This window comes from Streptomyces olindensis (assembly GCF_040645895.1).
Lineage (GTDB): Bacteria > Actinomycetota > Actinomycetes > Streptomycetales > Streptomycetaceae > Streptomyces > Streptomyces olindensis.
Map to the genome: position 1 here is coordinate 140,713 of NZ_JBEYZD010000008.1, position 21,288 is coordinate 162,000.

At 72.5% G+C, this 21,288-nt stretch carries 19 protein-coding genes; 8 read left to right on the top strand and 11 right to left on the bottom strand.

What is annotated here, in order from left to right:
- Positions 1–1,413 (bottom strand): condensation domain-containing protein, encoded by a 1,413-nt coding sequence (locus tag ABZ948_RS07205; RefSeq protein ID WP_359757946.1) that lies wholly within the window; start codon positions 1,411–1,413, stop codon positions 1–3.
- A 157-nt stretch (positions 1,414–1,570) separates the two neighbouring features.
- On the bottom strand, positions 1,571–1,741 hold the full coding sequence (locus ABZ948_RS07210; protein ID WP_359757947.1) for a hypothetical protein: 171 nt from the start codon (positions 1,739–1,741) through the stop codon (positions 1,571–1,573).
- A 151-nt stretch (positions 1,742–1,892) separates the two neighbouring features.
- Here ABZ948_RS07210 and ABZ948_RS07215 point away from each other — a divergent pair, with 151 nt between their 5' ends.
- Positions 1,893–3,803, top strand: a complete 1,911-nt coding sequence (locus ABZ948_RS07215) for a hypothetical protein (protein WP_359757948.1) — start codon at positions 1,893–1,895, stop codon at positions 3,801–3,803.
- A 165-nt stretch (positions 3,804–3,968) separates the two neighbouring features.
- Here the strand turns inward: ABZ948_RS07215 and ABZ948_RS07220 are convergent, their stop codons facing one another.
- Positions 3,969–5,039 carry a LacI family DNA-binding transcriptional regulator gene (locus ABZ948_RS07220; protein WP_435857465.1) on the bottom strand — a complete coding sequence of 357 codons (1,071 nt, stop codon included), beginning with the start codon at positions 5,037–5,039 and terminating at the stop codon, positions 3,969–3,971.
- Between the two features lie 124 nt (positions 5,040–5,163).
- Here ABZ948_RS07220 and ABZ948_RS07225 point away from each other — a divergent pair, with 124 nt between their 5' ends.
- Positions 5,164–5,763, top strand: coding sequence for a hypothetical protein (locus tag ABZ948_RS07225; protein ID WP_359757949.1), 600 nt, complete (start codon positions 5,164–5,166; stop codon positions 5,761–5,763).
- Between the two features lie 38 nt (positions 5,764–5,801).
- On the opposite strand, the gene ABZ948_RS07230 is transcribed toward ABZ948_RS07225, so the two are convergent.
- The 5 genes from ABZ948_RS07230 to ABZ948_RS07250 form a co-directional block, all read right to left on the bottom strand.
- Positions 5,802–7,067: an ArgE/DapE family deacylase gene (locus ABZ948_RS07230; protein ID WP_359757950.1), complete on the bottom strand. Its 1,266-nt coding sequence runs from the start codon at positions 7,065–7,067 to the stop codon at positions 5,802–5,804.
- Positions 7,068–7,205: 138 nt separating this feature from the next.
- On the bottom strand, positions 7,206–8,624 hold the full coding sequence (locus ABZ948_RS07235; protein ID WP_359757951.1) for a HAMP domain-containing sensor histidine kinase: 1,419 nt from the start codon (positions 8,622–8,624) through the stop codon (positions 7,206–7,208).
- A complete protein-coding gene (locus tag ABZ948_RS07240) occupies positions 8,625–9,344 on the bottom strand; it encodes a response regulator transcription factor (RefSeq protein WP_078650874.1) in 720 nt (239 codons plus the stop codon).
- A 117-nt stretch (positions 9,345–9,461) separates the two neighbouring features.
- Complete coding sequence (locus tag ABZ948_RS07245; RefSeq protein WP_359757952.1) at positions 9,462–10,538, bottom strand: LLM class flavin-dependent oxidoreductase; 1,077 nt, start codon at positions 10,536–10,538, stop codon at positions 9,462–9,464.
- 67 nt (positions 10,539–10,605) lie between these two features.
- On the bottom strand, positions 10,606–11,094 hold the full coding sequence (locus ABZ948_RS07250; RefSeq protein WP_359757953.1) for a hypothetical protein: 489 nt from the start codon (positions 11,092–11,094) through the stop codon (positions 10,606–10,608).
- Positions 11,095–11,217: 123 nt separating this feature from the next.
- Here ABZ948_RS07250 and ABZ948_RS07255 point away from each other — a divergent pair, with 123 nt between their 5' ends.
- Positions 11,218–11,553: a YnfA family protein gene (locus tag ABZ948_RS07255; protein ID WP_359757954.1), complete on the top strand. Its 336-nt coding sequence runs from the start codon at positions 11,218–11,220 to the stop codon at positions 11,551–11,553.
- A 16-nt stretch (positions 11,554–11,569) separates the two neighbouring features.
- Here the strand turns inward: ABZ948_RS07255 and ABZ948_RS07260 are convergent, their stop codons facing one another.
- Positions 11,570–12,004 (bottom strand): ester cyclase, encoded by a 435-nt coding sequence (locus tag ABZ948_RS07260; RefSeq protein ID WP_359757955.1) that lies wholly within the window; start codon positions 12,002–12,004, stop codon positions 11,570–11,572.
- A gap of 120 nt (positions 12,005–12,124) precedes the next feature.
- Between ABZ948_RS07260 and ABZ948_RS07265 the strand changes: the two genes are divergently transcribed.
- Complete coding sequence (locus tag ABZ948_RS07265) at positions 12,125–12,901, top strand: SDR family NAD(P)-dependent oxidoreductase (protein WP_359757956.1); 777 nt, start codon at positions 12,125–12,127, stop codon at positions 12,899–12,901.
- A gap of 10 nt (positions 12,902–12,911) precedes the next feature.
- On the opposite strand, the gene ABZ948_RS07270 is transcribed toward ABZ948_RS07265, so the two are convergent.
- Positions 12,912–14,105, bottom strand: coding sequence for an RtcB family protein (locus tag ABZ948_RS07270; protein ID WP_359757957.1), 1,194 nt, complete (start codon positions 14,103–14,105; stop codon positions 12,912–12,914).
- A 171-nt stretch (positions 14,106–14,276) separates the two neighbouring features.
- On the opposite strand from ABZ948_RS07270, the gene ABZ948_RS07275 reads away from it, so the two are divergent.
- From ABZ948_RS07275 to ABZ948_RS07285, 3 genes are all read left to right on the top strand, one after another.
- A complete protein-coding gene (locus ABZ948_RS07275) occupies positions 14,277–15,095 on the top strand; it encodes a DUF3558 domain-containing protein (RefSeq protein ID WP_359757958.1) in 819 nt (272 codons plus the stop codon).
- 118 nt (positions 15,096–15,213) lie between these two features.
- Entirely contained in the window at positions 15,214–16,119 is a 906-nt protein-coding gene (locus ABZ948_RS07280; RefSeq protein ID WP_359757959.1) for a DUF3558 family protein, read from the top strand.
- 88 nt (positions 16,120–16,207) lie between these two features.
- On the top strand, positions 16,208–17,485 hold the full coding sequence (locus ABZ948_RS07285) for a DUF2637 domain-containing protein (protein WP_359757960.1): 1,278 nt from the start codon (positions 16,208–16,210) through the stop codon (positions 17,483–17,485).
- Between the two features lie 52 nt (positions 17,486–17,537).
- On the opposite strand, the gene lysS is transcribed toward ABZ948_RS07285, so the two are convergent.
- Complete coding sequence (gene lysS, locus ABZ948_RS07290; protein WP_359757961.1) at positions 17,538–19,286, bottom strand: lysine--tRNA ligase; 1,749 nt, start codon at positions 19,284–19,286, stop codon at positions 17,538–17,540.
- A 149-nt stretch (positions 19,287–19,435) separates the two neighbouring features.
- Here lysS and argS point away from each other — a divergent pair, with 149 nt between their 5' ends.
- Positions 19,436–21,208 (top strand): arginine--tRNA ligase, encoded by a 1,773-nt coding sequence (gene argS / locus ABZ948_RS07295; protein ID WP_359757962.1) that lies wholly within the window; start codon positions 19,436–19,438, stop codon positions 21,206–21,208.
- Positions 21,209–21,288: the final 80 nt, after the last annotated feature.

Below are 21,288 nucleotides of genomic sequence, written 5' to 3' on the forward strand. Positions count from 1 at the left end.
TCACCGCCTGGTGTGGGGGGCGCGGTCCGCGACCGACAGGACGATGTCGCGCAGCCGGTCGGCGTACAGCCGCAGGTTCTTGTGGGCGACGTCGGTGTCCGGGTGGCGGGCCGCGAACCACAGCCCCTCGTGCAGCCGGGTGACCCAGGCGCAGACCTGGTCGCCGTAGGACACCCGGATCAGGCCGTAGGCCTTGCGCTCGGTCCAGCTCGTGGAGTCCGGGATGCCCCGGGTGTCGGTGTACGACACGATCGAGTACATGTCCGGGGAGGTCGGCCGGAAGTCGGCGCCGAGCAGCCGCAGCACCCGGGCGAGCGGCATGCGGGCCAGCGGCCGGGCCGCGTGCAGCGCGTTGCGCACGGTCCGCAGCGCGGCCGGGAAGTCGGGCGCGCCGGCCACCGGCACCTCGATCGGCGCGCCGCCGACGTACCAGCCCACGGAGTCCGAGTACGCCGACCGCGCCCGGGTGTGGAAGGGCACCACGGTGCGGTAGACGGACTCGCCGCCGATCTCGTGGACGATCAGCGCGGTCGCCGCCAGCAGACCGACCAGGGTGCCGCCGCAGGGGCGGCAGTACGCCTCGAACGCGGCGGCGGCGTCCGCGTCCACGAGCATCTCCCGCATCAGCTTCTGGGTGGGCAGCGCGCCGCCCGGCTCGAGCCCGAGGTCGACGGGGAAGCTCGGCAGCCGCCCGTCGCAGCCCTGGATGAACTCCCGCCAGCGGGCGACGATCTCGTGGTCGGCGTCGATCCGGTCCGCGTCCGCCCGCTCCGCCTCGCAGAAGTCGACGTAGCTGCTGACCGGTGCCTGGTCCGGGGTGCGGCCGGTGCGGTGGGCGGTGTACAGCTCGTGGATCTCGGCCGGGATCCGGTAGATCGAGAACGCGTCGACGTTGCTGTGGTCGAAGGCCATGTAGACGCTGGTGCAGTCGTCGCGGAGGACGGCCGTGTAGATGAGGTTGGGCCAGCGCAGGGCGTCCGCGGTGGTGTCGAAGCGGTTCTGGAGGTGCCGGGCCAGGGCGACGGGGTCGGTGAACTCGCCGACGTCCTCGCGGTGCAGGGACACGGCGTCGGCGTCGAGCGTGAAGCGGCGGATCTCGTCGCCGGAGCCGCCGGTCCAGCGGAAGCCGCTGCGCAGCGTCTCGTGCCGCAGCGTCCAGCCGCGCAGCGCCTCGCCCAGGGCGTCGAGGTCGGCCCGGCCGGGGAGGTCGAAGGCCGCGCCGATCCAGGTGGGCACGAACAGGCCGTCGTCGCGCACGGTCCGCGCGGTCCGCAGGTGTGACTCCTGGATGTAGGCGGGCGGCCGGGAGTCCTCCGGCAGGCCCTTCGCCGTCGCGACGGTCGCCGGACTGAGCGTCCATTCGACGAGTCGTCCAGGCCGGACATCGCAGCGCTGGATGTCAGACATTCGCACAGGGCGTCTCCGTTCGCAGTTGGGACAGACCCGATCAACACAATGACGAGCCGGCTGCCGGACACACGGCCTGTCGCCGTATTTCAGGGGAACGGATGGCATCTCGAACGGCGGTCCGGGTGTTGGCGTCCGTGCCGTCCGCTCACGTGCCGTCCGCTCACACGTCGTCGGTGTCCGGCCGGTCCCGGTTCCTGGTGCGGCGGCGCCGGGCGTAGCGGTGGGCGCCCGCCGTCGCGGCCACGATCGCCGCCGTCGCGAGCTGCGCGGGCAGCTCTGTGAGCAGTCCGTGTGCGAGGAGCGACAGTACGTGGTTGAGTTGGTCCGGCATGGGGGGACTCCTTGGATGGGGTGGGGATGTCGTCGGCGGGCCGCCCGGCCCGTCTCGGTGACGCGGCAAGCCTGCTGGCCGGACGGCCTCGGCTCCACTAGTCCGGGTGGTCCCGTGTACAAGTCCGGACAAGTACGGGGCCGTCGACACGGTGAGTGGACCAACTGAACACGCGGGCCGGGGTGCCGGAGCGAGCGGGGGGCGCCGCACCCGCCCCTGGGCGGAGCTGCGGGGCGCCTCCGACGAGGCCAACGCCCTCGCCCGGCTGCTCCGCGAGTGGCTGGACCGCGCCGGCCTGCGGCTGGACGACCTGCTGCGCGAGCTCAAGGCCGAGCACTTCGAACGCCAGACGATCCCGAGCCGCAGCACGGTCGCCGACCGCCTGGCCGGTGTGAACCCGCGGTGGGACTTCGTCGAGGCGGTGGCCGACGTCTGCTCCCGGGACAAGGCCGAACGCGACCGGCTGACCGAGCGGGCCCGCCCGCTGTACGAGGCCGCCGAGCGGGCCAGGCGGGCCCCGGCCGGGCCCGGGCGGCGCGGCGGCAGACAGCAGGGCCCGCCCGAGCCGGTCACGGGCCCCGGGCCCGGCGGTGCGGAGGCCACGGCCGAACTGGTCGCCGCGCAGCAGCATTCGCTGGCGCTCTCCGACCAGTTGCTGCGGGCGCTGCAGCGCACGGCCGAGCTGGAGAAGGCACGCAACGACGCCAACCAGATGGTGCTGATCCTGCTCGCCCTCGTCGACAAACTGCACCGCGACATCGCGACGCTGACCGCGGAACGGGACCGGTCGGTGTCCCGGCTGACGGGCGTGGTCATGCTCGACGAGGTCCAGGACCGCCTGCGGCACAGTGAGGCGCAGCGCGTCCAGGCCGAGACGGAACTGAGCCGTGCCCGGGCCGAGCGCGAGAAAGCCGACCGGCTGGCCGAGCAGTCCGCCGAGCAGGTGCGCCGTCTGACGGAGGAGGTGGCGCGGCTGCGCCGGGGCGACGACGGGTCCGCCGCCGGGGCGGACGCCGTGCCCGAGCCCGACGCGCTGGTGCCGTCCCCGGTGCCCGGCCTCGTCCAGGACGACATCGACGCCGCGTTGACGAAGGCCGCGCACATCCTGGACAACGGCGCCGAACGCCTGGAGCAGCTCGCGGAGGAACTGCAGGGCGAGTCGGCCGGGTTGTCCGGCCCGGACAACCCGGTGACCAGGGACGCCCGTGCGGACAACCGGCCGGACAACCGGCCGGACAATCGGCCCGACAATCGGCCCGACAATCGGCCCGACTACGGGTCGGACATCTCCGTCGTCGTGGACTACGCGGACGACCGCGCCGTCGCCCAGCTCGTCGACCGGGTCCGGTGGGCGCAGGCCAGCGGGCAGGACGACGGCCTGATCGACCTGCTGTGCCTGGCCGGGCGCGACTGGCCGGCCGGGCGTCTGCTCGCCGCCCTGAAGCGGCTGCGCCGGCTGAGCGCGGGGCCCGAAGTCGCCCGGGTGTTCCGGGAGTTCGGGCAGCGGCGTCCCACACACGGCCTGGTCTCCGCGCTGCCCCTGCTGCCCCGGGACGACGTGCGCGCGGTGATCGCGGCCATGGGGGCGGGCCGCCCGGCCCGGCCCTTCCTGCACGCCGTGGAGCGCCTGCGCGCGGTCGGTCTCTCCGACTTCGCCGGGCAGGCGCTGCTGGCGGCCGGGCGGCTGCGCCCGCTGGACAAGCTCCCCCTCGTGCTGCCGCCGCTGAGAGGGGGCCGGGAGGCGGACACGGTCCTGATCCTGCACGGCGTGTGCGCCCGGCCGCCCAAGGAGCTGGAAGCGGCCGTGTCCGCGCTGGCGGAGGTGGGGATGCGGGAGGAGGCCGGCTTCCTGCGTGTCGCCGCCGCGGGGTACGGCGGCACGTCCTCGTGGTTCGACCCCACCGCGCGGGCCCACCGGGAGCCGAAGCCGCGGGAGCCGGAGCGCCGTACGTCCACGACGCTCACCACACGGATCCGGATCAACATCCCCGGCTCGCGGCCCATCCCGCCGGTCGTGGTGCGAGAGCCGCAGGTCCCGCCGGACCGGGCGCCGCAGGACTGATCAGCCGTCGGCTCCCGCCGGACCGGGCGCCGCAGGACTGATCAGCCGTCGGCTCCCGCCGGACCGGGCGCCGCAGGACTGATCAGCCGCCGGCTCCCGCCGGACCGGGCGCCGCAGGACTGATCAGCCGCCGACTCCCGCCGGACCGGGCCGCCGATGGACTGATCAGCCGCCCGCGCCCGGCTCCCCGCCCCGCTCCCCCTCGCCCCGCTCCCGGGCCACCGGAGCCGTCGTGGCCCGGGGGATCACGTGCGTCGGCAGGACGACGTGCCGCCCGGGCTCGCCCTCGGGGCCGTCGACGAGCTCCAGCGCCAGCTCCCCGGCCAGCCGTCCCATCGCCGACGGTGACTGGGCGACCGTCGACAGGTCGAACCAGTCGGCCAGCGGCTGGTCGTCGAAACCGAGGACGGACACGCGCTCGGGCACCGCGATCCGCGTCCTGCGCAGGTTCCAGACCAGGGCGACCGCGACCTCGTCCTGCTCGGCGAAGACGGCGGTGGGCGGCTCGCGCAGGCTCATCAGCGTGCCGAGCACCTCGGCCGCTGCGCGCTTGCCGCCGGCCCGCGCGGACACCACCAGGTCGTCGTCGAGCGGCACGCCCGCCTCGGTGAGCGCCTGCTGGTAGCCCAGCAGCCGTACCTCGGAGCTGAAGGAGAAGCCGCGCTCGCCCACGGTCTGGACGAAGGCGATCCGGCGGTGGCCGAGGTTGAGCAGGTGCCGGGTGCCGTGCAGGGCGCCGGCCACGTCGTCGACGTAGACGCTGGGCCGTCCGTCGACGTGCTGGCTGACGTAGATCACCGGCATGCCGAGGCCGTCCAGCCGGGCGGTCTCCTCGTCGGTGAGGTCGAAGGAGCACACCAGGAGCGCGTCGGCGTTGCGGCGCGCCGGGAGGTGCTGGAAGAACGAGGTGCGCGCGGCCAGGTCGGGGATCTCGTAGACGCTCAGCTGCCGGCCCGCCGCGCGCAGCGGCGGGGCCAGGCCGGACAGCACGGAGCCCGTGAACCACGCGTCGAGCGTGGGCACCAGCACCGCGATCGTCCCGGTCCGGCCCGTGACCAGGCTCGCGGCCTGCCGGGACACGGCGAAGTTCAGCTCGCGCGCGGCCTCCTCGACGCGGGCCCGGACCTCCGGCGAGACGGTGGACAGCCCGCGCAGGGTGCGCGAGACGGTGGAGGTGGAGACGCCGGCCCGTTCGGCGACGTCGGCCATGGTGGGGTGCCGCTGAGCTGGTGGCATGAGCGGACGGTAGCAGCGGCCGCGCGCGCCTCGCGGGCCGGTAAAGCGGTTGACCGCCCCCCGCCACCCTCGGGCACGATCTCGGTTCGGCCCCGTCCTCCGCCCGCACGAGAAGGAGCCCCCTGTGCCCACCGCCCTCTTCCCGGACCTCACCCGCCCCGGCACGCCGACCATCGGCACGCGGCACGCCGACGGCCCCGACCGGCAACAGGCGCTCGTGGCGGCCGAGTCGGCGGCGCTCGGAACCCCGCCGCCGGGCCTCGCCGCCGTCAGCTGGTTCCTGAGCACGGACGGCGAGACCGTCCTGACGCTCGCCCAGTGGGACGACGACACGGCGGTCCCGCTCGCCGGCCCGCCCCGCTACCGACTCGACCACAGCCTGGCCCAGGACCACGAGAGCCGTGTCCCGGGCTGCCTGATCACCGCCGCCTTCGACGTCGACGGGCCCGAGCGGCAGCGCTTCTTCACCGACGCGGTGATCGCCGCCCAGCCGCGCGACGGCGGCCACCCCGGGGCGATCTCCGCCCACTTCCTGCACAGCGTCGACGGCAGCCGGGTGCTGCTCTACACCGAGTGGACCAGCGCCGAGGCCCACCAGGAGGCAGCCGAGGCGGGCGACCACGACAAGGGGCACGAGCTGTTCTCCGGAACACCCGGGGTGCGGCTCACGCACGGTGGGCGGTTCCGTCTCCAGCACGCGCTGCGGTGGGCGCCCGCCGGGTGACCGAGCGTCTCGGACACCAGGGCGTCACCGCGTGCGGGTCACTTCGTCCCCACCATCCGCAGGGCGCCCACCACCAGCGCCCGCGTCACCGCCGTCACCTCCCGCAGCGACACCCGCTCCGCCGCGCTGTGGGCGACCTGGATGTCCCCCGGCCCGAACTGCAGCGTCGGGATCCCGGCCCCGGCGTACAGCCGCAGGTCGCTGCCGTACGTCGCGCCGCGTTCGCGCGGGGCGGGGCCGCCCGCCGTGTCGGACCAGGCGCCGCGCAGGACACCCGGCAGGGGGTGGCCGTCGGGCAGGCGGCCGGGGGCGAACTGGCCGCCGGGCCAGGTCACCGTCGGCGGATGGGCGCGCAGCCAGGGGTCGGCGGCACCGGCCTCGGCCACGCACTCCTCCAGGGCGCGGCGGGCGTCGGCCGGGTCCTCGTCCAGGCGTACGCCGAGCCGGCCCTCGGCGACGAGCAGGTCCGGCACGCTGCTCGCCCAGTCACCGGAGCGCAGGGTGCCGACGGACAGGGCGTACGGGATGGGGTACTCCGCCAGCAGCGGGCCGGGGTCGGTGTTGCGCGCGCTCTCCAGGCGGGCCAGGGCCCGGTGCAGGGGCAGGTAGGCGTCGATCGCGCTCACGCCCCGCTCCCGGGAACTGGCGTGGGCGGCCCGGCCGGGCACGGTGATGCGGAACGTCAGGGCACCGGCGTTGGCCGTGATCAGCGTGCCCGCGGTGGGCTCGGCGATGACGCAGGCGTCACCGCCGTACCCCCGTCGCAGGGTGCCGAAGGCGCCGAGGCCGCCGTCCTCCTCCCCGACGACGAAGTGCACGGCGATCCGGCCGCGCAGCCGGATCCCGGCCGCGCGGATCGCGGCCAGCGCGGCGAGGTGCGCCGCGAGCCCGGCCTTCATGTCGCAGGCGCCGCGCCCGTGCACGACGTCACCGGTCACCCGGGGCACGAACGGATCGCCGTCCCAGGCGGTGAGGTCGCCCGGCGGTACGACGTCGACGTGGCCCTGGAGGATCAGGGTGGGCCCGTCGCCGCCGTCCGGTGTGGTGCCGACCAGGCCCCACGCCTCGTCGCGGGGCGCCTCCGTGCCCGGGAAGTCCGGGTCGGCCCGCAGGGCGGCCAGGTCCATGGACCACAGGTCGGTCTCCAGGCCCAGCCACTCCAGCCGGCCCGCCAGCTGGTGCTGGAGCTCCGACTCGGCGGGGCTGCCGGTCACACTCGGGACGGCTATCAGCTCCTGCAAGGTCCGGGCCAGGGCCGCCTCGTCGATCTCCGCCAGGGCGGCGGCCTCCTCGTCACTCAGCACGCTGCCGGTCCTCCCCTCAGCCGGGACGCGGCGGTCGCGGCCCCGCTCGCATATCTGCTCAGCGCGGGCCGTCCGTACGCGGGGTGGCATGGGGACGGCCGGTCGTACGGGGCGAGGCGGTCCGAACGCGGCCGGGGGTCAGTCGATGCCGCCGCCCACCGTGAACCCGATCACCGTCCCGCCCCCGTCCCGCCGGAGCGCGAACGGCGCTCCCCCGTGCGCGAGGGCCACCTCGCGGACGATGGACAGGCCCAGGCCGGAGCCCGGCAGGGAGCGGGCGTCGGCCGCGCGGTAGAAGCGGTCGAAGACGCGGTCGAGGTCCTTCTCGGCTATGCCGGGGCCCCGGTCGAGGACCTCGACGCGGATCACGCCGGGCCGGGCCGGTCCGGCGACGACGATCTCGATGGGGGCCGTGCCGGCCTGGTCGAACTTCACGGCGTTCTCGACGAGGTTGGACAGCGCCCGGGTCAGCATCCCGGGCCGCCCGTCGGTCGTGGTGTCGCCGCTCGCGCGCAGCACGATCCGCCGGCCGCTGCGGCGCCGGGCGAGGCCCGCCACCTCCTCCGCGATGTCGGCGACGTTCACCCGCCGCGGCGGCTCGGTGTCGGACTGCCCGGCCGCGAGGTCGACGAGCTCGTTGACCAGGTCGGTCAGCTCCCGGGCCTCCTGGCCCAGGTCGGCGACGAGTTCCTCGCGGGTCTCCGGCGGGAGCTCGTCGATCCGGCGGAGCAGGGAGATGTTCGTCCGCAGCGAGGTCAGCGGCGTGCGCAGCTCGTGGCCCGCGTCCTGCACCAGGCGCCGCTGGTCCTCCTCGGACTGGGCGAGCCGCCCCAGCATGCGGTCGAAGGCCCGGCCCAGCCGACCCACCTCGTCATGCCCGGCGACGGGCACCTGGATACCGAGCCGCCGGGTGCGGGCGACGTCCTCGGCGGCGTCGGTCAGCACGACCAGGCGGCGAGTGATCCGCCGGGCCAGCCACCAGCCGAACAGCCCGGCGGCGATCACGACGGCGGCCATCAGCACGAGCGTCCGCTGCTGGAGCGCCCGCAGCAGGTCCTCGACGTCGCTGAACTCCTGCGCGACCTGCACCGCGCCCCGTCCACCGCCGAGGGAGACGGTCGCCACGCGGTACACGTCGTCGCCGACGTCGACGTCCTTGTGCTCGGCCACCGTCCCGGACACCTCCGCGGCGGCGATCCGCACGTCGACGCCGGTGACCGGCAGCCCCGGACTGCCCCGGTCGACGACCCGCCCGTCCGGGCCGAGCACCTGCACGTCAGTCCGGGCGGGCCGCACCAGGTCGTGGCCGGGCGCGGCGGACGAGAAGTCGCCCGGCGTCATCCGGTTCTGGCTGACCTCGTCGCGCAGGTCCTGCACGACCTCGTCGAACACCGTCTGCTGGTCCACCCGCACCAGCCGGGCCGCCGCGCTGTAGGACAGGATGCCGACCAGGATCGTCACGGCCGCCGTCACCGCCGCGAACGACACCGCGAACGTGGTCCGCAGCGAGACCAGTCCCGGCCGCCGCCCGACGAGCAGCCGCCGCAGGCGCCCCACTCAGTCCTCCCGCAGCACGTAACCCACCCCGCGGACCGTGTGGATCAGCTGCGGCGCGCCCGGCTCGTCGAGCTTGCGGCGCAGGTAGCCGACGTAGACGGCGAGGTTCTTGGAGCCGGGCCCGAAGTCGTAGCCCCAGATGCGGTCGTAGATCGTCGAGTGGTCGAGGACGATGCCCGTGTTGCGGACCAGCAGCTCCAGCAGTTCGAACTCGGTGCGGGTCAGTTCCAGCTCGCGCGCGCCCCGCCAGGCCCGGCGCGCCTGCGGGTCCATGCGGATGCCGGCGGCCTCGATGAACCGCTCGGGCACGGGCCGGGGCGCCTCGGCCACCGGCGCGCTCCCGACACCCACCGGGCTGGTGCGGCGCAGCAGCGCGCGCAGCCGGGCGAAGACCTCCTCGACGTCGAAGGGTTTCACCACGTAGTCGTCGGCGCCGGCGTCGAGCCCGGCGATCCGGTCGGCGGTCTCCACGAGGGCCGTCAGCATCAGGATCGGCGTCCGATCGCCCTCGGCGCGCAGCACGCGGCACACCTGGAGTCCGTCGATGCCGGGCATCATCACGTCCAGGACGAGGACGTCCGGGCGGTTGCGGTGGGCCTGCGCCAGTGCCTCGACACCGTCGGCGACCGCCATGACCTGGTAGCCCTCCAGGGTCAGGGCGCGCTCCAGGGCGTTGCGGATGGCGCGGTCGTCTTCGGCGAGCAGCACTGTTTGGGACACGCGTCCAGTGTGCCAAGCCGACGGCCCCCCGGGAGGGGGCGGGCAGCGCCGGAGCGTCCTTCTTACTGCCCTCTCACCAGGGGACACGCAACCTCGGCCCGGGTGCCTACCGTCCTCTCACCCCCGGGCCCGCGCGAGGCGGGACGCGTGCGTCGGGGCCTCGGGCACCTCGGCCGGGCGGCCCACGGCGAACTCCTTGCGCAGCACCGGCACGACCTCCTCGCCCAGCAGGTCGATCTGCTCCAGCACGGTCTTCAGCGGCAGCCCGGCGTGGTCGACCAGGAACAGCTGCCGCTGGTAGTCGCCCGCGTACTCGCGGAAGGCCAGGGTCTTCTCGATGACCTGCTGCGGGGAGCCGACGGTCAGCGGCGTCTGGTCCATGAAGTCCTCCAGCGACGGCCCGTGCCCGTACACCGGCGCGACGTCGAAGTAGGGCCGGAACTCGCGCACCGCGTCCTGCGCGTTCTTCCGCATGAACACGTGCCCGCCGAGCCCGACGATCGCCTGCTCGGGCGTGCCGTGGCCGTAGTGCGCGTACCGCTCCCGGTACAGCTCGACCATGCGCCGGGTGTGGTCGGCGGGCCAGAAGATGTTGTTGTGGAAGAAGCCGTCCCCGTAGAACGCGGCCTGCTCGGCGATCTCCGGCGAGCGGATCGACCCGTGCCAGACGAACGGCGGTACGCCGTCCAGCGGGCGGGGCGTGGCGGTGAAGCCCTGCAGGGGCGTCCGGAACTTCCCCTCCCAGTCGACGCCCTCCTCGCGCCACAGCCGGTGCAGCAGGGCGTAGTTCTCGATCGCGAGCGGGATGCCCTGCCGGATGTCCTGCCCGAACCAGGGGTAGACGGGGGCGGTGTTGCCGCGCCCCAGCATGAGGTCCACCCGGCCGTCGGCCAGGTGCTGGAGCATCGCGAAGTCCTCGGCGATCTTCACGGGGTCGCTGGTGGTGATGAGGGTGGTGGCCGTGGAGAGGATCAGCCGCTCGGTGCGGGCGGCGACGTAGCCGAGCATCGTGGTCGGGGACGAGGGCACGAACGGCGGGTTGTGGTGCTCGCCGGTCGCGAAGACGTCGAGGCCGGCCTCCTCGGCCTTGAGCGCGATGGCGACCATGGCCTTGATCCGCTCCCGCTCGGTCGGTGTCCGGCCGGTGGTGGGGTCGGGCGTGACGTCGCCGACGCTGAAGATCCCGAACTGCATGCTCGCTCACCCTCCAGGTTGTTTACCGTTCAACCATACAGTGGAGTGGTGTCCGGAGCACGGCACCTCAGAAGTGGTACGGGTCCCCGGTGTCCAGGACGAGCACCCGCTGCCGGTCGTTCCCCCGATGCCGGTCCACCGCCCCGCCGCCCCACACCGTCTCCAGCTCCACCACCACCTCCGACGGCGCGCCCAGCACCCGCACGCGCAGGCCGATCCGCTCCCCCGCCCCCTCCGCGGGCAGCGCGCCCGTCCGGCACAGCACCACCCGCGGGCCCGACCGCGCACACCCCTCCGGCAGCTCCTGCCGGTCCGTCAGCGGCCGCGACCACCGCAACCGCACGGTCGCGTCCGGAACGGCGGCCGGGCCGTGGTTGCGCGGGGTGAACGCGAGGTCGACGAGCCCGGCGGACATGACGGCGGACCCGTGATAGGCGAGATCGGCCTCGGGTCCGGCCTCGACGGCATCCGCCGCCGGCACCGCCACACCTACCACCAGCCCCGCCACGGCCGTACCCCGCGCCACCCGGCCCCACACTCCACCCACACCGCGCATACCGCCCACTCCTCAGCCCGCCGGGACATTCACGCACTCGCAATGGCACTCGCACTGCGATGTATCCCACGCCGAGCCCCCCACAGGCGCCGTCCATCAGGTGACGCATGCCAAGCTGCCCGCATGTCGATCCTGCGTTCCGCCGCCCTCTTCGTCCTCGCCGCGCTGTTCGAGATCGGCGGCGCGTGGCTGGTCTGGCAGGGCGTACGCGAGCACAAGGGCTGGCTCTGGGCGGCCGGCGGCGTCCTCGCGCTCGGCGCGTACGGCTTCGTCGCGACGTTCCAGCCCGACGCCCACTTCGGCCGCGTCCTCGCCGCGTACGGCGGGATCTTCGTCGCCGGTTCGATCCTCTGGGGCGTCGTCGCGGACGGCTACCGCCCGGACCGCTGGGACATCACGGGCGCGCTCGTCTGCCTCGCGGGCATGGCGGTCATCATGTACGCCCCGCGCGGCGACTGACCGGCACCTCGGGGCCTCAGAACGGCTCGTCGGGCAGCAGACCCAGCTGACCGAGGAACTCCATCTCGTCGAAGTACAGCCGGTAGTCGACGATCCGGCCGTCCCGCACGGTGGCGATGTCCACCCCGCGGATCCTGATCTCCTTCTGCGTCGGGGGCAGCGTCTCGCCGTTCGGCAGCTCCAGCGGCCCCGTGTTGCGCCCGCTGTAGATGCCCTCGTCGATGGCCGTGTCGCCGACCTCGTAGGAGTGCAACGGCTGGAACGTCGCGTCGGGGAGCGCCTCCGTCATCGTCCGCCAGTACTCGACGATGTCGTCGCGCCCGCGGAGCTCGCCCTCGTCCGGCGTGAAGGCGACCGCGTCCTCGGCGTACAGATCGGCCACCACCTTCAGGTCGGCGTGCGTGGTGACCGCGTCCGTGAGCCGGTCCATGACCTCGCGTGCCTCGCCCATGATCCACCTCCAGGGGGAAACAGGGGATCACCCGCCCTCATTCTCCCACCGCGGGGCCCGCCTATCCTGGCGGGAGCCCGGCCGCACACGCCGGCCCGCACCCACGCCCGAGGAGTTCCCATGGCCACCGCCGCCCCGTCCGCAGCCTCCCGCATCGCCGTCGTCACGGGTGCGAGCAGCGGGATCGGCGCCGCCACGGCCCGGCAACTCGCCGCGCAGGGCTACCGCGTGGTCCTCACGGCACGCCGCAAGGACCGCATCGAGGCGCTGGCGGAGGAGATCAACGCGGCGGGCCACCAGGCCACGGCCTACGCCCTCGACGTCACCGACCGCGCGGCGGTCGACGAGTTCGCCACGGCCTTCAAGACGATCGGCGTGCTGGTCAACAACGCGGGCGGCGCGCTCGGCGCCGACCCGGTCGCGACCGGCGACCCGGCCGACTGGCGGCAGATGTACGAGACGAACGTCATCGGCACGCTCAACCTCACCCAGGCCCTGCTGCCCAAGCTGATCGAGAGCGGCGACGGCACGGTCGTGGTCGTCTCCTCCACCGCGGGCCACGGCACCTACGAGGGCGGCGCGGGCTACGTCGCCGCCAAGCACGGCGCCCACGTCCTCGCCGAGACCCTCCGCCTGGAGATCGTCGGCAAGCCGGTCCGCGTCATCGAGATCGCCCCCGGCATGGTCAAGACGGACGAGTTCGCCCTGACCCGCTTCGGCGGCGACGAGGAGAAGGCCGCCAAGGTCTACGAGGGCGTCGCCGAGCCCCTCACCGCCACCGACGTCGCCGACACGATCACCTGGGCGGTCACCCGCCCCGCCCACGTCAACGTGGACCTCCTGATCCTCCGCCCCCGCGCCCAGGCATCGAACACGAAGGTGCACCGGGAGGCGTAGAGCCGGCGGGTCAGCCCTTGACGCAGACGACCTGCTTCAGCTTCGCCACGACCTCCACCAGATCGCGCTGCTGGTCGATGACCTGCTCGATCGGCTTGTAGGCGCCCGGGATCTCGTCCACGACGCCGGAGTCCTTGCGGCACTCCACGCCCCGGGTCTGCTCCTCCAGGTCCTTCGTCGAGAACCGGCGCTTGGCCGCGTTGCGGCTCATGCGCCGGCCCGCGCCGTGCGACGCGGAGTTGAAGGACTTGTCGTTGCCGAGGCCCTTCACGATGTACGAACCCGTGCCCATGGAGCCCGGGATGATGCCGTACTCGCCCGAGCCCGCCCGGATCGCGCCCTTCCGGGTCACGAGCAGGTCCATGCCGTCGTAGCGCTCCTCGGCGACGTAGTTGTGGTGCGCGCTGATCTCCGGCTCGAAGACCGGCTTGGCCTTCTTGAACTCCTTGCGGATCACGTCCTTCAGGAGCGCCATCATGATCGAGCGGTTGTACTTCGCGTACTCCTGCGCCCAGAACAGGTCGTTGCGGTACGCCGCCATCTGCGGGGTGTCCGCGACGAACACGGCGAGGTCGCGGTCGACCAGCCCCTGGTTGTGCGGGAGCTTCTGGGCCACGCCGATGTGGTGCTCGGCCAGTTCCTTGCCGATGTTCCGGGAACCGGAGTGGAGCATCAGCCAGACAGAACCGGTCGTATCTGTGCAGACTTCGACAAAATGATTGCCGCCGCCGAGCGTTCCCATCTGCTTGGTGGCACGTTCCGAACGGAACTTGACCGCTTCCGCCACCCCGTCGAACCGCCCCCAGAAGTCGTCCCACCCGGCCGTACCGAACCCGTGCAGCCGCCCCGGGTCCACGGGATCGGCATGCATCCCCCGCCCCACCGGAATCACCTGCTCGATCCGGGAGCGGAGCCGTGACAGGTCGCCGGGGAGGTCGTTCGCCGTCAGGGACGTCTTCACCGCCGACATTCCGCAGCCGATGTCGACACCCACCGCCGCCGGACACACCGCGCCCTTCATCGCGATGACCGAGCCGACCGTCGCCCCCTTGCCGTAGTGCACGTCGGGCATGACGGCCAGGCCCTTGATCCAGGGCAGCGTGGCGACGTTCCGGAGCTGCTGGAGCGCCGAGTCCTCGACGGAGGCCGGGTCGGTCCACATCCGGATCGGTACCTTCGCACCAGGCATCTCTACATACGACATAGCGTCCTCAATCCCCCGTAAACGAACAGAAGTCCTCAAGAGCACTTACCGGCGCCAAGGTCGACGAAAGGGAAATCGGACCGGCGTCCACGGCTGTGCGTGCGATACACATTGTGTTCATCGGCCGCCCCGCGGCGGCAAGCCAATATCCGCGTCGAGAGGAGCCCCCACGTGCAACGGAAGGCGTACGTACCGGGTATCGCCGCGCTCCTCGCGGCGCTGCTGGCCGGCTGCACCGGCGGCTCGGGCGACGGCGGCACGACGGACGACTCCAACCCGGGCGACGCGGGCACGGCGTCGGCCGCCGCCGAGCCGGGCCGCTACCGCACGCTGCCCGAGCCCTGCACCGCGGTCGGCCACGGCACGCTCGACGAACTCCTGCCCGGCATCCGGCAGATCACCGACGCCGACCAGCGCGAGACGGCCTACGAGGGCGAGGCGACGCTCACCTACGACACCGACCGCAAGGTCGGCTGCCGCTGGAAGGTCGACTCCCGGGACGCCACCGACCACCTCCTCATCGACTTCGAACGGGTCGTCTCCTACGACAACGCCGTCAGCGACGACAGCCAGGCCGAGCAGCTCTTCGCGGAGAAGGAGGCGGCGGCCCACCTGCCCGAGCCGACCGCCACCGAGACCCCCGCCGCCGGCAGCACCCCGGCGGGCGGCGCCTCCGCCGCCCCGAGCGGCTCCCCCTCCCCGTCCGGCTCCTCCTCGCCCCCGGCGTCCGCCTCCGCCACCCCGACCGAGCTCCAGCCGCGCGTCCTGGAGGAACTGGGCGACGAGGCGTTCCTCGACGACGAGCTGAGCAGTTCCGGTTCGACGGCCAAGCAGCGGACGGTGACTGTGGCGTTCCGCACGTCCAACGTCATCGTGACCATCGAGTACGCCGAGCAGCCGGCGGCGATCGGCGTCGTCCCGGACAGTCAAGAAATGCAGGACAGGGCCCAGAAACTGGCCTCCCGGCTGGCCGATTCGCTGGGCGACTGAGGCCCCTTCACGCCCCCTTCACGCGCACCCGCAAAGCACCCGAAGGAAGAACACACCGCTGCCTCACCGCGTACGGTGACCACTCGGACCCGTTCCGACCGCAGGAACCACGAGCGTCATGAGTGAAGGAACCATGCAGCGACGAGCACAGCGAGAAGAGCGACACCAGCGAGCGAAGCGCCTGAACCGCGTCCTTGTCTGCGCGGCCGCCGTCCCCGTGATGCTGGTCGCAGCCGGCTGCTCCTCGGACTCCGGCTCCGGCGACAGCACGGACAAGGCCGCGAAGGCCGCCGCGTCGGCGTCCGCGAGCCCGTCGCCGACCGTGGAGGCGGCGGCGTACGGCAAGCTCCCGGAGCCGTGCAAGGCGCTGTCGAAGAAGACGCTGGAGGACCTCGTCCCGGAGAGCAAGTCGGGCAAGGAGGGCAAGTCGGACGACATTTCGACGCGTGCCGGCTGTGCCTGGGACAGCCTCGACAACAACGGCGTCAAGGGCTCGCAGTTCCGCTGGCTGAACGTGTCGATGCTGCGCTTCGAGTCGGACGTCACCCGCGGCCCGGCCGACAAGCTGGCGCAGGAGTACTACGAGAAGCAGGTCCAGGACGCGCAGGCCGCGGAGGGCGCCAAGGGCGTCAAGTCGGAGCCGGTGTCCGGGACGGGCGACCAGGCGACGGCCGTCCAGTACGACCTGAAGAAGAAGGAAGGCACCTTCAAGCAGCAGACGATCGTGGCGCGCGTCGAGAACGTCGTCGTCACGCTCGACTACAACGGCGCGGGCCTGGCCGGTGACAAGACGCCGAGCGCCGCCGATCTGCTGAAGGACGCGAAGAAGGCCGCCAAGGAGGCGGTGGCGGCGGTGTCCGAGGCCAACGGCGCGGGCGGCGGCAAGGCGGGCGGCGCCCCGTCGAAGCCGGCGTCCAAGTCCCCGTCGAAGTCCCCGTCGCAGTCGGCGTCGAAGGAAGCCGCGGACGAGTCGTCGAAGGACGCGTCGCCGTCGCCGTCGAAGACGCCCGCGTCGAAGAGCTGAACAAGCCCGACGGGAACCGGCCACCCGTTCTCCGTACGCATGTGCCACCCTGTTGCGCGCAACAACACGCAAGGGGAGGGGAGTACGGGTGGCCGCGCCACTGCAGCTGACTCGGATGCACCGCGTTCTCATCGGCGTGGTCGTGGCCGGAGCCGTGATCATCGCCGGAATCGGCTTCGCCGGTTCGTACGCGGCCGTCCGCGAGTTGGCCCTGAAGAAGGGCTTCGGGAACTTCTCCTACGTCTTCCCGATCGGCATCGACGCGGGCATCTGCGTCCTGCTGGCCCTGGACCTGCTCCTCACCTGGATCCGGATCCCGTTCCCGCTGCTGCGCCAGACGGCGTGGCTGCTGACGGCGGCGACGATCGCCTTCAACGGCGCGGCGGCCTGGCCGGACCCGCTGGGCGTCGGCATGCACGCGGTCATCCCGATCCTGTTCGTGGTCGCGGTCGAGGCGGCCCGCCACGCGATCGGCCGGATCGCCGACATCACGGCCGACAAGCACATGGAGGGCGTCCGCCTCACCCGCTGGCTCCTCTCCCCCGTGCCCACGTTCCTCCTCTGGCGCCGCATGAAGCTCTGGGAGCTGCGCTCCTACGACCAGGTCATCAAGCTGGAGCAGGAACGTCTGGTGTACCAGGCGCGGCTGCGCTCCCGCTTCGGACGGTCCTGGCGCCGGAAGGCCCCGGTGGAGTCCCTGATGCCGCTGCGGCTGGCGCGCTACGGGGTTCCCCTGGCGGAAACGGCCCCGGCGGGGCTGGCGGCGGCGGGGATCGAGCCGGCGCTGATACCGCCGCCTCCGCCGCAGGCCGAGGTGACGGCGGGCCGTCGGACCGCGGAGGCTGCGCCCGACCCGCAGCGGGCGGCACCTCCCGGTGAACAGCGCCCCGAGCTGGAGAGCGCCTACGACGTCGGGCAACCGGAGCCCGAGCCGGACCAGAGCCCCTGGTTCAACGCCCCGCGTGAGGTCGAGTACCAGGGCGGCTACGACCCGGCGTACGACCCCGAGCAGTACGCCCAGTGGTACGCCGAGCAGCAGCAGGCCGAGCAGTACCTCGACCAGCCGCACGAGGAGCCCTCCCCGGAGGACACGGGCAGCTTCCCCATCCCGGTGGGCCCGAACCGCACCCGGGAACTGGGTGACGGCGGCGGCACCCCGCCGGCCCCCGAGCCGGACGAGGAGGCGTACTACCAGGTGTTCCGCGAGTCGATAAAGAGCGGGAACGGAGCTCCCACCCCGCGCGGCTTCATGGCCGACGTCGAGGCGACGTACGGCGTCGCCCTGGACGAGGCCGAGTCCAAGCGCATGGTGAACCGCTTCTCGAACCGCCTCAACGCGGAGCTGACGGACGAGCACATCGCCTGACCCGCACAAGGGAAGGGGCCCCCGGTAACGAGGGCCCCTTCCCGGACACCGCTTACTCCCCGAGCAGGTGCCGGACCCGCTCCTGCTCCACCGCCAGCAGCAGCGTGGGCAGCCGCGGCCCCGTGTCGCGCCCGACCAGCAGGTGGTACAGCAGCGCGAAGAAGGACCGCTGGGCCGTCTTGATCTCCGGCGGCAGCTCCTTCGGCGTGGCGTCGGCGGAGAACCCGGCCTGTACCTTCGGCACGCCGTAGACGAGGTGGGTCAGCCCGTCGAGCGACCAGTGCTCGGCCAGCCCGTCGAGCAGCAGCCGCAGCGACTCGCGGCCCTGCTCGTCGAGGGACTTCAGCAGCTCGGCGTCGGGCTCGTCGCGCACGATCGTCCGCTGGTCGGCGGGGACGTGCGTGTTGATCCAGGCCTCGGCCTTGTCGTACCGGGGCCGGGCCTCGTCGAGGGAGGTCAGCGGCTGCTCCGGGTCCAGCTCGCTGAGGATGCGCAGCGCCTGGTCCTCGTGCCCGGCGGTGATGTCCGCGACGGACGCCAGCGTCCGGTAGGGCAGCGGCCGGGCCGTGCGCGGCAGCTCACCGGCGGCCGTGCGCACCGCGCGGGAGTGCGCGGCGGCGTCGGCCGGCAGGGCGCTGCCGTCGGCGACCTTGGCGTCGAGCCGGTCCCACTCGTCGTAGAGCCGCTGGATCTCCTGGTCGAAGGCGACCTTGAAGGACTGGTTGGGCCTGCGCCGGGCGTAGAGCCAGCGCAGCAGCTGCGGCTCCATGATCTGCAGGGCGTCGGCCGGGGTGGGCACGCCGCCCTTGGAGGAGGACATCTTCGCCATGCCGGAGATGCCGACGAAGGCGTACATCGGGCCGATGGGCTGCTTGCCGCCGAAGATGCCGACGATCTGCCCGCCGACCTGGAACGACGAGCCGGGCGAGGAGTGGTCGACGCCGGAGGGCTCGAAGATCACGCCCTCGTAGGCCCACCGCATCGGCCAGTCGACCTTCCAGACCAGCTTGCCGCGGTTGAACTCGTTCAGCCGGACCGTCTCGGAGAAGCCGCACGCGGTGCAGGCGTAGGTCAGCTCGGTGGAGTCGTCGTCGTAGGAGGTGACGGTGGTGAGGTCCTTCTCGCAGTTGCCGCAGTACGGCTTGTACGGGAAGTAGCCGGCGGAGCCGGAGCTGCCGTCGTCCTCCGCGGCCGCGCCGGAGCCCTCGGCGGCCTCCAGCTCGGCCTCGTCGACCGGCTTCTGGCCCTGCTGCTTCTTGGCCGGGGCCTTCTTGGTGCGGTACTGGTCGAGGATGGCGTCGATGTCGCCGCGGTGCTTCATGGCGTGCAGGATCTGCTCGCGGTACACGCCGGAGGTGTACTGCTCGGTCTGGCTGATCCCGTCGAACTCCACGCCCAGCTCGGCCAGCGACTCGATCATCGCGGCCTTGAAGTGCTCGGCCCAGTTCGCGTGCGCGGAGCCCTTGGGTGCCGGGACGGACGTCAGCGGCTTGCCGATGTGCTCGGCCCAGGCCTCCTCGTCGACCCCGGCGATGCCCTTGGGCACCTTGCGGTAGCGGTCGTAGTCGTCCCAGGAGATCAGGTGGCGCACCTGGTGTCCCCGGCGGCGGATCTCGTCGGCGACCAGGTGCGGGGTCATGACCTCGCGGAGGTTCCCGAGGTGGATGGGGCCGGAGGGTGAGAGGCCGGACGCGACGACGACGGGTTTGCCCGGGGCCCGGCGCTCCGACTCCTCGATGACCTCATCCGCGAAACGGGAGACCCAGTCGGTGGTCTCGGTGCTCTGAGCCACGATCGGCACGTCCTTCTTTCTGCATCGGGCAGCCGGTACGGTCGCACGGCTGACCGCAACATTGTCCCAGACCCCCTCGCGCCCGGAAAAACGGCTTTACCCCCATGGGATACTGGGCGTGTCTATCGATTCCCTCGAGGAGAACGGCACCCTTACCTATGGCCTCGGTCACGTCCCTCAGCGACTCCGTCCACCAGCGCCTCGCGGCGGCCCTGTCGGCGGCCCTGCCGCAGGCCGGCTCCGCGGACCCGCTGCTGCGACGAAGCGACCGGGCCGACTTCCAGGCCAACGGGATCCTGGCCCTCGCGAAGAAGGAGAAGGCGAACCCGCGGGAGCTGGCGACGCAGGTCGTCTCCCGGGTCGAGTCGGGTGAGCTGCTGCGGGACGTCGAGGTCTCCGGGCCCGGTTTCCTGAACATCACGGTCACCGACCGGGCGATCACGGAGAACCTGGCCGCGCGCTACGCGGACGACACGGGCCGCCTCGGCGTGCCCACGGCCGAGCGGCCGGGCGTCACCGTCGTCGACTACGCCCAGCCGAACGTGGCGAAGGAGATGCACGTCGGTCACCTGCGCTCCGCGGTGATCGGCGACTCGGTGGTGCAACTGCTGGAGTTCACGGGCGAGTCGGTGGTCCGCCGCCACCACATCGGCGACTGGGGCACCCAGTTCGGCATGCTCATCCAGTACCTGGAGGAGCACCCGCACGAGCTGGACCACCGGGAGGGCGAGGACCTCCAGGCCTCCGGCGAGCAGGCGATGTCGAACCTGGACCGCCTCTACAAGGCCGCCCGCAAGGTCTTCGACTCCGACGAGGAGTTCAAGACGCGGGCCCGGCGCCGGGTGGTCGACCTCCAGGCGGGCGACCCGCAGACGCTCGCCATGTGGCAGAAGTTCGTCGACGAGTCGAAGATCTACTTCTTCTCCGTCTTCGAGAAGCTGGACATGGAGGTCCGCGACCCCGACATCGTCGGCGAGTCCGGGTACAACGACATGCTGGCCGAGACGTGCCGCCTCCTGGAGGAGTCGGGCGTGGCGGTCCGCTCGGAGGGCGCGCTGTGCGTGTTCTTCGACGACATCAAGGGCCCGGACGGCAAGCCGGTGCCGCTGATCGTGCAGAAGTCGGACGGCGGCTACGGCTACGCGGCGACCGACCTGTCGGCGATCCGCGACCGCGTCTTCAACCTGAAGGCGAACACGCTGCTGTACGTGGTGGACGCCCGCCAGTCGCTGCACTTCAAGATGGTCTTCGAGACGGCCCGCCGCGCCGGCTGGCTGAACGAGGACGTGCACGCGGTGCAGCTCGCCTTCGGCACGGTCCTCGGCAAGGACGGCAAGCCGTTCAAGACCCGTGAGGGCGAGACGGTCCGTCTGGTCGACCTCCTCGACGAGGCGATCGACCGCGCGTCGGCCGTGGTCCGGGAGAAGGCCCTGGACCTCTCCGAGGAGGAGATCGCCGAGCGCGGCACCCAGGTGGGCATCGGCGCGGTGAAGTACGCGGACCTGTCGACGTCGGCGAACCGGGACTACAAGTTCGACCTGGACCAGATGGTCTCGCTGAACGGCGACACGTCCGTCTACCTGCAGTACGCCTACGCCCGTATCCGGTCGATCCTGCGCAAGGCCGGCGAGTCCCGCCCGGTCGCGCATCCGGAGCTGGAGCTGCACGCGGCGGAGCGCGCGCTGGGCCTGCACGTGGACTCGTTCGCGGCGACGGTGGCGGAGGCGGCGGCGGAGTACGCCCCGCACAAGATGACGGCGTACCTGTACCAGCTGGCGTCGCTGTACACGACGTTCTACGACAAGTGCCCGGTGCTGAAGGCCGAGTCGCCGGAGCAGGTGGAGAACCGCCTGTTCCTCTGTGACATCACGGCCCGCACCCTGCACCAGGGCATGGCCCTGCTGGGGATCCGGACGCCCGAGCGGCTCTGACGGTGTGGGGTGGCGGCGGACCGCGCCGCCACCCCGCACCCCGGTGACAACTCCGTTTCGTCCCCGTACAGTTGCATATT

Bases quoted from the DNA above. Each gene is read 5' to 3' on its own strand.
- ABZ948_RS07210 (WP_359757947.1), bottom strand. From the start codon at position 1,741: ATGCCGGACCAACTCAACCACGTACTGTCGCTCCTCGCACACGGACTG.
- ABZ948_RS07220 (WP_435857465.1), bottom strand. From the start codon at position 5,039: ATGCCACCAGCTCAGCGGCACCCCACCATGGCCGACGTCGCCGAACGG.
- ABZ948_RS07245 (WP_359757952.1), bottom strand. From the start codon at position 10,538: ATGCAGTTCGGGATCTTCAGCGTCGGCGACGTCACGCCCGACCCCACC.
- ABZ948_RS07250 (WP_359757953.1), bottom strand. From the start codon at position 11,094: ATGCGCGGTGTGGGTGGAGTGTGGGGCCGGGTGGCGCGGGGTACGGCC.
- ABZ948_RS07255 (WP_359757954.1), top strand. From the start codon at position 11,218: ATGTCGATCCTGCGTTCCGCCGCCCTCTTCGTCCTCGCCGCGCTGTTC.
- ABZ948_RS07260 (WP_359757955.1), bottom strand. From the start codon at position 12,004: ATGGGCGAGGCACGCGAGGTCATGGACCGGCTCACGGACGCGGTCACC.
- ABZ948_RS07265 (WP_359757956.1), top strand. From the start codon at position 12,125: ATGGCCACCGCCGCCCCGTCCGCAGCCTCCCGCATCGCCGTCGTCACG.
- ABZ948_RS07270 (WP_359757957.1), bottom strand. From the start codon at position 14,105: ATGTCGTATGTAGAGATGCCTGGTGCGAAGGTACCGATCCGGATGTGG.
- ABZ948_RS07280 (WP_359757959.1), top strand. From the start codon at position 15,214: ATGAGTGAAGGAACCATGCAGCGACGAGCACAGCGAGAAGAGCGACAC.
- argS (WP_359757962.1), top strand. From the start codon at position 19,436: ATGGCCTCGGTCACGTCCCTCAGCGACTCCGTCCACCAGCGCCTCGCG.